The organism is candidate division KSB1 bacterium (assembly GCA_016214895.1).
In the GTDB taxonomy this organism is placed as follows: domain Bacteria; phylum Electryoneota; class RPQS01; order RPQS01; family RPQS01; genus JACRMR01.
Genome location: JACRMR010000002.1, coordinates 220,510 through 233,490, shown reverse-complemented (window position 1 = coordinate 233,490; position 12,981 = coordinate 220,510). Strand labels below are relative to the sequence as shown.

At 61.4% G+C, this 12,981-nt stretch carries 12 protein-coding genes; 2 read left to right on the top strand and 10 right to left on the bottom strand.

Translation table 11 applies throughout. From position 1 onward, the window contains the following. Positions 1-219: 219 nt before the first annotated feature. The 4 genes from HZB60_00870 to HZB60_00855 form a co-directional block, all read right to left on the bottom strand. Positions 220-1,884, bottom strand: a complete 1,665-nt coding sequence (locus HZB60_00870; GenBank protein ID MBI5058313.1) for a flagellar hook protein FlgE — start codon at positions 1,882-1,884, stop codon at positions 220-222. A gap of 70 nt (positions 1,885-1,954) precedes the next feature. Beyond that, positions 1,955-2,350 (bottom strand): hypothetical protein, encoded by a 396-nt coding sequence (locus HZB60_00865; protein ID MBI5058312.1) that lies wholly within the window; start codon positions 2,348-2,350, stop codon positions 1,955-1,957. A gap of 2 nt (positions 2,351-2,352) precedes the next feature. Further along, on the bottom strand, positions 2,353-3,048 hold the full coding sequence (locus HZB60_00860; GenBank protein MBI5058311.1) for a hypothetical protein: 696 nt from the start codon (positions 3,046-3,048) through the stop codon (positions 2,353-2,355). Positions 3,049-3,409: 361 nt separating this feature from the next. Beyond that, a complete protein-coding gene (locus HZB60_00855; protein MBI5058310.1) occupies positions 3,410-4,540 on the bottom strand; it encodes a flagellar hook-length control protein FliK in 1,131 nt (376 codons plus the stop codon). Between the two features lie 615 nt (positions 4,541-5,155). Between HZB60_00855 and HZB60_00850 the strand changes: the two genes are divergently transcribed. Continuing rightward, a complete protein-coding gene (locus HZB60_00850) occupies positions 5,156-5,332 on the top strand; it encodes a hypothetical protein (protein ID MBI5058309.1) in 177 nt (58 codons plus the stop codon). A gap of 856 nt (positions 5,333-6,188) precedes the next feature. Further along, on the top strand, positions 6,189-6,524 hold the full coding sequence (locus HZB60_00845; GenBank protein MBI5058308.1) for a hypothetical protein: 336 nt from the start codon (positions 6,189-6,191) through the stop codon (positions 6,522-6,524). 604 nt (positions 6,525-7,128) lie between these two features. Here HZB60_00845 and HZB60_00840 read toward each other — a convergent pair. From HZB60_00840 to fliF, 6 genes are read right to left on the bottom strand one after another with little or no spacing between them, the layout of a single operon-like run. Beyond that, positions 7,129-7,803, bottom strand: coding sequence for a hypothetical protein (locus tag HZB60_00840; GenBank protein ID MBI5058307.1), 675 nt, complete (start codon positions 7,801-7,803; stop codon positions 7,129-7,131). After that, the gene (gene fliJ, locus HZB60_00835; protein MBI5058306.1) at positions 7,804-8,247 is read right to left on the bottom strand and encodes a flagellar export protein FliJ; all 444 of its coding nucleotides are present in this window, start codon (positions 8,245-8,247) and stop codon (positions 7,804-7,806) included. Continuing rightward, positions 8,244-9,551 (bottom strand): FliI/YscN family ATPase, encoded by a 1,308-nt coding sequence (locus HZB60_00830; protein ID MBI5058305.1) that lies wholly within the window; start codon positions 9,549-9,551, stop codon positions 8,244-8,246. The genes fliJ and HZB60_00830 overlap by 4 nt, the downstream gene beginning before the upstream one ends. 6 nt (positions 9,552-9,557) lie before the next feature. Further along, positions 9,558-10,262, bottom strand: coding sequence for a hypothetical protein (locus HZB60_00825; GenBank protein ID MBI5058304.1), 705 nt, complete (start codon positions 10,260-10,262; stop codon positions 9,558-9,560). A gap of 9 nt (positions 10,263-10,271) precedes the next feature. Beyond that, complete coding sequence (gene fliG / locus HZB60_00820; protein ID MBI5058303.1) at positions 10,272-11,291, bottom strand: flagellar motor switch protein FliG; 1,020 nt, start codon at positions 11,289-11,291, stop codon at positions 10,272-10,274. Then, positions 11,266-12,975, bottom strand: coding sequence for a flagellar M-ring protein FliF (fliF, locus tag HZB60_00815; protein ID MBI5058302.1), 1,710 nt, complete (start codon positions 12,973-12,975; stop codon positions 11,266-11,268). Before fliF ends, fliG begins: the two co-directional genes overlap by 26 nt. Positions 12,976-12,981: the final 6 nt, after the last annotated feature.

Sequence of the window (12,981 nt, the reverse complement as noted above, 5' to 3'; positions counted from 1 at the left end):
TGGCCCATAGTTTAGCCGTTCACGGTCGCGCACAAGCGGCCGTGACAGAGTGCTCTGTTGCGCGGACTAGACGGGCGGAGCCGAAGTGGATTGCCGGGGAGGACGGCCAGCCGCGAGGGGGTGCGGTGTGGCGCGGTTGCGCGAGGGGATGATCGACGGACGCCGCAGCGGTCGTGGACCGCGGGGTTCACCGAGGAACCCCGCGGTCACCGCTCAGAACTACCGCTTCAGCTGCGTGACTTCGTTGAGAAGCGAGTCCGCGACCGTGATGACCCTCGAGCTGGCCTGAAATCCTCGTTGGGCGATAATCATATCCGTGAACTGCTCGCCGAGGTCAACGGTGGACAGTTCCAGATAGCCCGAATAGACTTGATTGACGTTTCCGTTGTCAACGCCGATCAGCGGATCGCCGCTGTTGACGCTGCTTTCGTAGATATTTTCCCCCGCGAGTTGCAGACCGCTCGGATTCGCAAACCGCGCCAGCGCGATCTGGCCGAGGGTACGGGTGATCCCGTTGGAGTACGTCCCGTTGATCACTCCGCTGCCGTCCACCGTGAAGTCGGACAGCACACCCATGCCGTGACCGTCCTGATTGAGCGCGATGGTCGTGCTGGGCGAGGAAAACTGGGTGATGCCGTCGAACGTACCGACCGTGCCGCCGTCGAGATTGATCACGATGCCCTGGGCTCCCGGCGGATCGAACGTGAGTGGCCCGCCTTCGAGTGCGAGCAGCGAGCCGTCCGTGTTGAAGCGCACACTTCCCGAGTCACCATTTAGCCGCGCATTCACTTCGTCGATTGCACCGTCATCGACCACGATGTGCCAGTCCCAGACATTGGTCTGCGTCACATCCTGCGTAAAGGTGATCTCGACGCGGTGCGTATCGCCGCGGCTGTCATAGACGTTGATCGACGCGGAGTGGGTACCCGTCGAACCGCTTTCGGTGGAGACGAAGGTCGGGAGCACCATCGCGGAGGCGCTGCCCGCCGCGTCGTTGAAGCTCATCGAGATCGTGGATTGGCTGTCGCCGGCCAGGTTATCACGGAGCGACATCTTGCCGGCGGCATCGAGTCCGACCTTGGAGCCGTCGGCTCCGGAGGAATTGTAGCCGGCGGCCGAATTGATCTTGTCCATCAGGTCTTGCAGCGTCGTGCCGTCGGTTCCGTACACGAAGTCCACGGTCACGTCCGCTCCCGCCTGGTTCTTTCCGGAAATGGTGATCGTATCGCCGTCATCGAGCGCCGCGGTTACTTGATCAAGATCGTTGATTTCAGCGGCTCCCGTGGCGGGAACCTCATTGGCCGTGAAGGCAATCGAGGCCGTATAGGTCTGCGTCTTCGACGCATTCGCGTCGAGGTTGCAGAAGTACTTCACGTTTGTCGTGGCCTTGGCGGGGTCCTTTTCACCGAAGGGCAATTCCATCGGTTCAACGGCGGAGGAGCGCAGCAGGACACCGTTCTTGTCGGCCAGTCGCCCTAACACGTGATAACGGCCGCCGCCCGCGAGCAGCGCGCCGTCGGCATCGATCTGGAAGTTGCCGGATCGGGTGTAGTATTGACCGGCGGCGTCGCCGACGACGAAGAAGCCGTCGCCCTGCACGGCGAGGTCGGTACGATTGCCCGTGTTTTCAAAGTTTCCCTGGTTGAAGATGCGGTCGATGGACGAGATTCGCATCCCCAGTCCGACTTCGATGCCGTTCTTGCCGCCCGCGGTATCATTCGGCTTGTCGGCCGCCTGCAGGAGCTGCGAGAATCCGGTCGCGAAGGAAACACGACTGGCCTTGAAGCCGATCGTATTGACGTTGGCGATGTTGTCGCCGATTACGTCCATCCGAGTTTGATGGTTAGTCATTCCCGTGACGGCACTGAACAACGAGGTCATCATAGGCAAATACTCCTTTCGGGCTTCAGTCGATCCACCCGATTGGGCCTCCTCAAGAGGTCCGGCCCGTTGGTTAGACGATTACTGCACTATCGATTTGGGTAAACACATTTCCTTGCGTATTCGCGCCGTCGAGGGCGGTGACGACCTTACGGTTCGGCACGTTGACGATGAACGCGAGATTGTCCAGCATCACCAGCGAGTCCTTGGCGCCTTTTTGCGCGGCTTGCTCGACTCCGTTCTGTAGTCTGGCGAGTTGGGTATCCGTTAGTTGAATTTGCCGGGAGACGAGCCGGGACTGCGCATGCGCGGAGAAATTGACTGGCTGCGAGCCGCGCACTTCGCGTTCGAGCATCGTGTCGAACGCGCCGCCGCTCGCGCGGGTGCGCGGTGGCGTGGCGGCCGGAGCTTGATCGATGCGGGCGGCCCCGGGCAGCGGGGGCAATTTGTGAATCGCATTCAGGCTCATGGTCACCCGTTTCCGTTCCCCGCGGGGTTGGTGACTTCGAGCACTTGACTGAGTTGGATCTTGCGGTCGCCCATCATCAGGACCACCGTGCCGTCTTCATAGTTGACACTCGTAATCAGTCCTTGGACGAAGGTCGAGGTTTCGACCGTGACGTCGTCAGCACCCTGCGCCGTGACGGAGAACGTGTAGTCGCCGGAGACCACCGGCTTGCCGTCGCCGTTCAGTCCGTCCCACGTGAAACTGTGGTTTCCGGCTTCTTGCGCATTCAACTCAATCGTCCTGACAACCTCGCCGTCGGCATTGCGGACTTCGATTTTGATGTCCGTTGCCGCGGCACCGAGCTTATAGTTCAACTCTGTGTCACTGTTTCCGTCCACCTGCACGGTGTTGGAGTCGGCCTTGACGATCTTGCCGATCAAGCTGGTCGCCATCGTGTTGTTAAACGATTGCGCGAGCAGCAGATTCGCCTGAATCGACTGGTCAAGCGCCGAGCCGATGCCCTGCAGTTCCTGCAGCGACGAGAACTGCGCCATCTGACTGGCGAATTCCTCGTTGCTCATGGGGCTGGACGGGTCCTGGTGCTGCATCTGCGCCATAAGCATCTTCAGGAAGTCCGCCTGGTCAAGCGCCTGCGAGCGCGACGAGATCATGTCCGTCGGCGGCGTAGTAGTCTGAGTATTGACGGAGGAGACTGGCATGGTAGCGATTATCCCAGGTCAAACAGCTGGAGAAACTCCGGACTTGGATGGCGCTGTTCCAGATAGTGGTACAGCGCAAACGTTGACTTGTCCACGTTGATCGTGGTCCCACACTGCTTGCAGCAGAGCCGATATTCCGGGCGGCCGGTGGCCGACTGGGTTTTGGCTGCGATTGCAAACTCACGGGATCCACATGTGCATCGGAGCCCGTTCTTGGCTTTTGGGTACTTCATCTGTTCAGGATTCTTGCAAACCTCAAGCCATTTGGGAGCTATTCTTTAAGCACAGCATTACACTCAACTTAACGGCTTCATCAGGGTTGCGGGTCGGCAGGCTTCGCACCTTGCGGGCAGGAAATGCCTTAAGCCAGCCATTCGCGGTGATCCGCCCACGGACGTCGGGCCGGCGCCGGTGGTGTCGCGTCCAGTATTTCTTGACTGTCAAGTTGGTTGGAGCCATTCGCGCGATCTTGAGAGCCTTGTTGGTGCAGCAGCTGTTGATCGCGCCGTTCAAAGCCGGCGGTCTGCCCGGCCGAGTCGTGCACGCGCACGTCGAAGCGGTCGATCCGCAACCCCTGATCCAGGACGATACGCTCGAGCACCGAACGCGACTCTTCGAGGAACGCAGCGACTTCCGGTCGGGGAGTCGAGACATCAATTCGGACTCTGGAGTCCTCGGTCGATACAGAAAATCGCAAGGGACCGAGTTCGTCGTGTGTCCAATCAAACCGGATCTGCGACGTATCGCCGACTTGGATGGAGGCCTGTTGCACCAGTCTTGCGGCGAGCAGTTGCAGTTCGTGCAGTTGTCGATTGCTCAGAGCCGTGGGTTGAGCAGAGGAACTCGGCACTTCTTTCAGCGATGTTGCCGCGGGTGCGGCGCTGACGGCCATGCCTTGCGGCTGCTCAACACGGCTTGACGTTTCTCGTGTCGTATCCGCGGGAACGGGTTGCGATGACGGCTCCGGCCGACGATCAATGAGACGCTCCGTGGCCCGGTCACCGGGCGGTATCAGGTGCTGAACGACCGCATCTTTTGGGTCGGGCGACGCAAACCGCTCAGGGTCAACCATGAGCGGTGGCCCGGCGTGCGAGATCGAATCAGGGGCAGCCGCTCGTTCCGCGCTCGGCATGACCGTGGCGTCAGCAACCCGCGAGTGGCCCATCGCGCTCGTGGGGTGAGCGTCGGATGCGGTCGGTCGTTGTCTTGGCGGGGTGACGTCTGATGGCGCGTCCGGAGACGGCAAGCGCCGCGCTACTCCGTCCGCGTCTGCCAGCGGGGCGTGGCCATACCCATGTGATTCCGCCTCTCGCGGTACGAAGGTCCCCGACGAATGCTCGGTCCGTTGCGCATCGACGCCGGAAGCTGGTTTCTCCGTCTGCTGCTCTCGCGGACCGCTCGCTTTCTCCGGTTTGCTTCGCCCGGCTACGGGCGATGCCGCGGGAGTCGCAGCGGCATTTCGCGGCGATTCCTGAGGTGCCGTCGGAACCATGGGTTTCGCTGGACTGCTTGCCGCCTTCGGCTGCGCGAGCGTTGCGGGCTCTGCATACGCAACAGAATCGTGCCTTGCCGGAGTTACTTGTGGCGACCAGCTGGTGCGCGGTTCGACCAAATGCGATTGCGCGAGTTGAGTGGCGTGGCCGACGCTCGCTGGCGGAACAGCACTCCCGCTCTGGCGCGCCGGCTCAGAGGGCTTGGCGTTGACCTCGATTCGCTTATCCGTGTTGATACGCGATGGTATCGGGGAGTCTCCGGCGCCAGTCGGTATCGGGATACGAGGATCGCCCGAATTCACGGCCGTCGATTGCGCAGCGTTCGGTTTCTCCGCACGACGCGCCGGCGCCAGGATCGGAGGCGCAACGGTTGGTTCGCCGGCGACGCCGCGGCGCTCTGGGATGAGTCCGGACGGAAGCGGTCTCGCGTAAGGCGACGTGTCAACAGCAACGGGTTGCGGTGACGCGGCGAATTTCGACTCGAATACGACTGGTGCAGCGGCTGGCGGACTTGACGGAATCACGGAGCGTAGCTCGGTGTGGGCTTCATGACTTACCGATTGACGGTTGAGCGAATCCTGTCGCGTTGACGGGTTCGGCTGGCTTGTTGCTCCGTGACTGACCACGGGAGCTTCACGGCGCGGCGACACCGCGACCTGTGTGCTGATTACGTGTGGTTCAAGCGGGAGAACCACCTGCACATCGGCTTTGCCCGCCGTCGAACTGTCAGTGCGACCTGGTATGATCCGCACAATCGACTCGCGCACGCGCTCAATCAGGCGCTTGCCTGAAGATGCCGGCTTCTCCGCGGCCTCATCTGCGCGTTGGCGCGGCGTCGCGCTTGGCGTGGGCCGTGATTCAGGTGCTTCGGTTCGCATTTTGGTAGCGTTCCCGAAACTTGCTTTGAGATGATCGTCCGAGCCGCGTCTGCCGGTTTCACGCTGGGGCGACGGATTCTCCGCTCGAGCGACAAGCGGTGGCTCAGCGGAATCACCGGGCCATCCGGCGGCAGGGGCAGAAGCTGGCACAGGAATGCCACTCTGGATCGCGGCGATCTGAACATGAGTTGAGCGCGGGGCAATAACTGGTGGTGACACCGTTTGCGCAGGACGAACTTGGCCGGCACGCTCACTGCCTCGGTCCGATCGCGCCACCAAGGGTCGGAATTGCCATACGCTGCGAAGTCGGGCGAGTACTCCAACGTCCGTCGAATCGCGGTCCGGCTTGAGCTCAGTTCCGGCTTTCTGGACCGTCGAAGCAGCCAATCGTGAGTCTGGCGAAACGCGCTCACGGGATGAATGCTCTGGCTGCAACTGCGAGGGACGCTCGACAACAAGCGCTGCTGAGGACTGCGGCGGATACTGTTCCTTCGCGCTCGCGCCATGAGCCGCAGGCGAGGTCCGGCTGACGTTCGCGTCACTTGAATTTCGGATTTCGACAACGGGCCCAGCATCGGACACGGTGATCTTGTGCGTCGGAGCGGTGGAAGCCGGGCGGATCGGCGCACCACCGCGCTCTCCTCCGCTCTTCGTTGGGAGCGGGCCGGGCGCGTCACGACTCGGAAGTGGTTTTGCAGCGGGAGATGCGGGACCCGGCTCGCTGAATTTTTGTCGAGGAGTCGGCGGTTCCGCGGGTTCGGGATTCGCGGTGAGCGTGGTGATCGATGCCGCTACCTGGCTCGGCTTCGGTGCCCCAGCGCCGCCGACTGTGGAATCGCCGGGCTTGCGCTCTGCACCGATCGCGGCGCGCACGCCAACAGGTTTCGGGGAGTTCGATCCGACCTCATTCGTTGCGGCGGCGATGGTCGTGTTTTGGCTCGCGGGTAACATGGGGATCGGCGGGGTCGAAGGCGACACACGCGGAGCCTGCGGCGTCAATCGCGGCGATTCCTTGCCATTTACGGACGGTGAAGACACCGATGCGTCCGCCCGAGTGGCGGTGATTTGCTCGGTGGGTGACGACATCCGCGTCACGGTGGACTGAGTCTGTCTCGCCTTGCCTGGACCGGGTCGAGTGTGCGGCGCCGGAGGCGTGGCTGACGCGCTCACGACGGTTGCGGACGGACTGGTCGCGCCCGCCACTTGCATAATAGTGCGCTGGCTTGTGGCACGATCGGAGCTTGACTGACCGGCATGAGCAGTTGGTGCGGCCGTCGTCTGGAACGCGCTCGGAATTGCGACAGCGGCGACATAGCCCGATAGGCCATGCGTCGATTGCGATGGTGGCTCATTCTGAGACAAAGCGGAGTCGAGCTCGCCCCGGTTCGCGGGTTCGCCGGACGTGGCTGAGGGTGCGGCCGACGAGAGATCGCGCGGCGGGTGATGATCGCGCGCAGCTTGCGCACTGATCGACCGGACAATTGGCGACGCTAAAGGCACGTGACCGGACGTCAACCTGACCTTCGGCTCCACGTCGGACAGTGGATTTGACTGGACGTCGCGGGACCTCGCAGGCTCGTCCACGCGTCCGCTCAGGCGTTTCAAGAGCGCGGAAAACGACCCGTCGAGTCGTTTCAGGAGTTTGGATGCGACGCCGCTGCCGCCGGGCACACCCGGTGGTCGCGAAGCGATGAGCCAGGGCATTAGTTTCATTCTCCCGCCTTTGACCGCGTCGCCACCTGGCTCATCAGATCGGCAACTTGCGAGGCCAGATCTACTGGCAGAGCGGCCATCATCTTCGCGGCATTACGATCTTTCATTCGCAGAACCAGTTGTACAATCACGTCTGTTGAGAGTTCCGAGGCAATCGCGGCGGCTTCGTCGGGTTTCATGGATTCGAGCAATTTCGCCAATTTCGCAAGTTTCTGCTGGTCTTCCACGAGCGCTTGACTCGCGCCGCTCGTGTCCTCGATTTCCGGTTCCACGGTCTCCGTGGACTGCAAGTCGGTCATGGTCTCCGCGACGCTGGGTTCGGCCTGCTTCGTCTCCGTCGGTGCGACCGGGACGGGCGTCTTCGCCGTGGAATGCTGACTCGGCTCCACTGCGGCGAGGTGGCGTTCCGGTGATGGCGGCGACGCCGCAGGCTTGCCCGCGTCGGCGAGCTCGCCACTGTGCATCGATTCGGCTTCGAGGTCCGGCATCTCACCCGCGGGCGGTGGCGCCTCGTGCTTCAGGCTGTCCGCTCCGTCGGCGTGGCCGCCCTCTGTCAGCAAGATCGCGGACTTTGGCTGCGTCGAGTGCAAAAGGAAGTACACACCGGTGTTGATCACGGCGAAACCCGCGAGAAACATTCCGAGGTAGATCAAGTTGGTTTTTGAAAACATTTATTCACCTCCCGGCTCGCGCAAAGCCCGGGTATCGTCCAGGACCTTTTGTTCATCCAAGCGTTCTTCCACTCGCCAATTTTCGAGCTGATGCTCACGCAGCTTTTCCAGCGCGCCAGTCTCTTGCTTCGCCTTCAAGTACTCTTGGCGCGACTGCTCGACTTTGAACTCCTGCTGGCGTGTCTGGTCACGCTGAAAGTCGATGACTCGCTGCAAGCGACCAAGATATTTGTCGTTCGCGCCATGCATCCAGGCTCGAAACGGCCGGGCAACGACGACTGACATCTCATGGAGTTGATTCAGCGCTTCGCCCTCGAACAGCCCCAATTTCGTCCGTTCCGAATCCAGGATCCGCTGTTGCGCGCCGAACTTTGACAGGCGCTGCTCTTCGCGGGCCTCCCGCAGCCTCAGGAGTTTCTGTAGGCGAAAGCGGAAGGGCTTCATCCGATCTTCGCGAGCTGTTGCAGCGCCGCCAGACTCGCCGCATAGCCCGCCGGCTGGTCGGGTGGTTGCCGCAAGTATTCGATGATCCGCGGCATCCGGTCGATCGATTCGTCCGTGATCTTGCTGCCGCCCCGGACGTAAGCCCCCACGGCGATCAAGTCCTCGACTTCCGCGTAGGCGGCCAGCCACTCCCGCAGTTTGTGCGTCGCGGACATTTGCTCGGGCCGTGCGATGTCCGGCATCACGCGACTCACGCTCTTCAATACGTCGATGGCCGGATACTGGTTCTTGGCGGCCAATCCCCGGGATAGCACGAGATGTCCGTCGAGAATGCTCCGCACGGTATCGGCCACCGGCTCATTGTGATCATCGCCGTCAACGAGGACGGTGTAGATACCGGTGATGCTGCCCGTTTCAGAGTTGCCGGCGCGTTCGAGCAGTTTCGGCAGCGTCGCGAATACCGTCGGCGGATAGCCGCGTGTCGCGGGGGGTTCGCCCAGTGAGAGACCGACTTCCCGCATGGCGTGTGCGACCCGCGTGACGCTATCCATTACGAACAACACCTTGAGCCCTTGATCGCGAAAGTACTCGGCCACGGTGGTCGCCACCAATGCGGCCTTGATTCGCAGGATCGGCCAACGATCGGAAGTTTCGCTGATGACAACGGTCTTCTTCAAACCCGCGGGACCGAGATACTTCTCAATGAACTCGCGCACTTCGCGGCCGCGTTCGCCGACCAGCCCCACGACGACGACATCGGCTTCCGTGTACCGTGCCATCATGCCAAGCAGTACGCTCTTGCCGACGCCGCTCCCGGCGAAAATGCCAATACGCTGTCCCTGACCGATCGTCAACAGTCCGTCGATTGCACGGACACCGACACTCAACGGACTGGTCACGCGATTGCGCCGCAGCGGGTGAGGCGGCTCGCTCAGCAACGGGCGACGTTCGTGCGCCGCAATCGCCGGACCGCCGTCCATCGGTAACCCCAAACCGTTCAATACTCTGCCGCGCAGGCTCGGCGAGAGCGCCACCGTTAGCGGTTCGCCGGTGGCTCTCACCGTGGCATGCGGCGTCAGTCCTTGAACGTCTTCCAGCGGCATCAAGATGGTGGTGGTGCCATTGAAGCCCACGACTTCGGCCAGCCACTTGCGGCCATCCGACTCCAGCGTGCAGAGCTCGCCATGCGCGGCCCGCGGCCCCTGGGATTCAATGATCAGGCCACGCACGCGCTCCACGCGCCCCATGCGCGCAAAGCGCGAGATTGACGCAAGTTTCGGATTGGCGCCGAACCCTTCGTTCATGTTCGGCTACGGTTTGATACCGCGCAACAGGCCGTCGCGCAGGTGCAGCAGTTGGCTTTCGATTCGCGCATCGACCGTACCCGCGGCGGAATCGATGTAGCAGTCGCCGCGACTCAGCGTCGCGTCGGCACGCAGTTCAATCTGCGCTGGCAAGCCGGCCGCGCCAATCCATTTTTTCGCGGCGTCATCCAGGAGCGCGACGTCTTCCTTGCTCACGCGGAGGGTGACCGCGGAAGCATCTGCCGCATTCCGCAGCGCGTGTTCGACGGCCTCGGCAACGGCGGGCGGACGGATGGAGAGCTCAGTCCCGATAACTTCGCGGGCGATTTCAACCGCCAGTTCAACCGCATGTTTCTCGGCGGCCTTCCGAAGTTCGCCGCGTTCCGCCAGCAGCACTTGCGCATACTGTTTCAGCAACTCCACGGCCGCCGAGATCTCAGCGGCAGCGTGATTCCTTCCTTCGGCCACACCGGCGTTGAACTGCTGCTCGGCGTCGCGCTTCGCCGCCACGCGCATTATTCGGCGTTCGCGTTCCACTTCCGAGCTGATGGCGGCGTGCAGCTCTTGGGGGGGAACATCCGCCGGCGCGCCGACGGCTTCGTCGGTGATGATATCCTTGAAGTAGTTTGCCGGCTTCCGCTCAAACGACGGGAAGTGTACTTTCTTGAGCTGCGCGCCTTTTGCCGCGGGGATGATAACAGGATTTGGCATATCGCTTGGCTATTCGACCATCTCTTCGGCCTTCGCGCCGCCGACGATAACAACTTGACCGGACTCCTCGAGTTGCCGCACGACATCGACGACCTTCTGCTGCGCGACTTCCACTTCCTTCAACCGAACGGGGCCCATGTATTCAATTTCCTCAGTAATCATCTGAGAGGCGCGCTGGGACAGATTCGCCAGGATGCGCTTCTTGACTTCCGGGCTGACGTGTTTGAGTGCCAGCGCGAGATCCTTGTTGTCAACTTCTTTCAGCACGCGCTGAATCGAGCGGTCGTCGAGGGTCACAATGTCCTCGAAGACGAACATCAGGTTCTTGATGGAGGTTGCCAGCTCCGGCGCCTGTTCGTTGATCTTGGAGAGAATCGTTCGTTCGGCGGACTGTCCGATCATGTTCAGCACTTCCGCGGCCGCGCGCACGCCTCCGAGCTTGCTCGTGGACTGCGAGAAGTCGATGCGCGACTCGAGGACGGCTTCGACGGACGAAATCGTCTCGGGGGCGACGCGCTCCATGGTCGCGTATCGCAGCATCACTTCGGACTGCAATTCCGGCGGCAAGTCCATCAGGATCGTCGAGGCCTGATTCGGGCTCAACTGTGTTAAGACGAAGGCGATGGTTTGCGGATGCTCCTTCTGGATGAAAGCCAGCAGTTGATTGGCGTCAACATTCTTGAGGATGTTGAAGCCCTTTACTTTCATCAGTCGTTCGACCCGGCGCAGGATTTCATGGGCCTTTTCAGCGCCCAGTGACTTGACGAGGACCTCTTCGGCGTAGCCCAGGCCGCCCACCGCGACGAAGTCCTGGACCTTCATCATCTGGTAGAATTCCTCGATGACCTCATGCACGGAGTCGGACTCGATATTTCGGATATTCACGACTTCGCGCGTGATATCCTCAATCTCGTCGTCTTGCAGATTCTTGTAAATCGCGGCTGAGGCTTCGGTTCCGATGGAGATCATCAGGACCGCGGCCTTCTGCATATTGCTGAGCCGCTTAGTGTCGCTGCTTTTCGGAGTCATCCAGAATCCAGCTTCGGAGTACTTGGGTGGCGTTCGTGGGTCGCTTGATTACGTAATCGGTTGTACGCTTGAGCAGTTCCTGGTGCTTCAGCGTTTCGAATGTGGGCGCGGCGTCTTCGATTTCCACGGTTTGCCGGTGTTGCTTGAAAATTACTTGGGGACCATTGTCCGCCTCGAGGGATTCCGCAGGCGCGGCGCTTCCCGTCTGACCGCCTTGAATCGCCGCGGCCGCCTGCGCCGCGCCGCCGGCGAGAGCGCTGATTTGCCCCGAGGTGGGTGCCGCGCCGGCCAGCATATACTGCATATTTCCGGCGGGCAACGCGGCCTGCGAGTTGGCTTCCGGCAGCGCGGGCAAGTTCTTCCCCAGTCTGCCGATGAGTGTGCGCGCCAACAGGAAGATGAGAATCAAGACCAAACCGAGCACGAACTTTTCGATCAGCTTCAGCCACATCGGGTTATTGCCGGGCTCGGTCGTCGTCGTTTCCGGGGCATTGTTCAGCGCAAGCGGGAATGACACGACGGTCAGCTCATCGTTTCGTTCGGAATCGAGCCCGATCGCTGAAGAGACCAGGCTGGTTAACTTCTCGAGTTCAACCGGGGAACGATCCGTATAGACCGTACTGTCGCGGCCGTCGGCCGTCTTCAGTGTACTATAGTTTCCATCGACAACAACTGAAGCACTCAAATGCTCAATGTTGCCTACTTCGGGCACATAGGTCTCGACGGTGCGCGGAACTTGATAGTTCGTGACAGAGCGTTCGCTGGTGCCGCCGCCGGTGCCATCGGTGTTGGCCTCGCCACTGGACTCCTGACGCTCTTCACTAAGGGTGGCGGTGCGGTCGGGATCGTAGTTCTCGGTCGTTCGCTCGATCTTGTTCCAGTTGAGCTTGGCCGTGACTTTGACCTGCGTTTTGCCCGGACCGAGGGCATTTTCGAGCAGTTCCAGAGCCTTCTGTTCCAGCTCGGATTCGACGCTCTGCTGCACGTCGAGTTGCGTCGATGAAAGCCCCGCCAGATCATTGCTGACCGGCTTGCCGGTCAGCAAGTTGCCGCGCGTATCGACGACGGTAATGTGCTCGACATCCAGGCCCTCGACGGCGAAGGCGGTCATATGCACGATGCTCTGGACCTGTTCGTCGGCAAGCATCGCGCCGGGTTTGAGTTTCAGGATGATCGAAGCCGTGGCGGGCTTCTGATCTTCGCGGAACAAGCGCGGTTGCGGTAGCACCAGATGCACCCTGACATTCTCCACGGAGGAAAGCTCGCCGATCGTGCGAGCGAGCTCGCCTTCGAGTGCGCGGTGCTGATTCATGCGCTGCATGAAATCCGTCATGCCGAGCATCGGCTTGTCGAACAGCTCGTAGCCAAGTTCGCCCGAGGTGGGCAGGCCGGCGGAGGCGAACTTTAGCCGTAGTTCCGCGACATTCTCGACCGGGACTTTGATGGTCGTGCCGTCTGCCGATAGCTCGAAGGGGACTTTTTGACTTCGCAAATCCTCAACGATTTGCCCGGCATCATTCGGATTCAGCCCGGAGTACATCGTCGTGAGCACGGGTCGCGTCGAGTAGCTCACGGCGGCCACGGTTATCGCGGCGGCAAAGGCGACACCAAGGATCAGCCCGGCGCGCTGTCCAATCGTGAGGCGGCGCCAGAGTTCCACGAACGGTTGAAAAAGGGTACCCATTTCAGT

Coding starts and splice junctions, on each gene's coding strand:
- HZB60_00870 (MBI5058313.1), bottom strand. CDS start 1,884: ATGATGACCTCGTTGTTCAGTGCCGTCACGGGAATGACTAACCATCAA.
- HZB60_00865 (MBI5058312.1), bottom strand. CDS start 2,350: ATGAGCCTGAATGCGATTCACAAATTGCCCCCGCTGCCCGGGGCCGCC.
- HZB60_00860 (MBI5058311.1), bottom strand. CDS start 3,048: ATGCCAGTCTCCTCCGTCAATACTCAGACTACTACGCCGCCGACGGAC.
- HZB60_00855 (MBI5058310.1), bottom strand. CDS start 4,540: ATGGTTCCGACGGCACCTCAGGAATCGCCGCGAAATGCCGCTGCGACT.
- HZB60_00840 (MBI5058307.1), bottom strand. CDS start 7,803: ATGTTTTCAAAAACCAACTTGATCTACCTCGGAATGTTTCTCGCGGGT.
- fliJ (MBI5058306.1), bottom strand. CDS start 8,247: ATGAAGCCCTTCCGCTTTCGCCTACAGAAACTCCTGAGGCTGCGGGAG.
- HZB60_00830 (MBI5058305.1), bottom strand. CDS start 9,551: ATGAACGAAGGGTTCGGCGCCAATCCGAAACTTGCGTCAATCTCGCGC.
- HZB60_00825 (MBI5058304.1), bottom strand. CDS start 10,262: ATGCCAAATCCTGTTATCATCCCCGCGGCAAAAGGCGCGCAGCTCAAG.
- fliG (MBI5058303.1), bottom strand. CDS start 11,291: ATGACTCCGAAAAGCAGCGACACTAAGCGGCTCAGCAATATGCAGAAG.
- fliF (MBI5058302.1), bottom strand. CDS start 12,975: ATGGGTACCCTTTTTCAACCGTTCGTGGAACTCTGGCGCCGCCTCACG.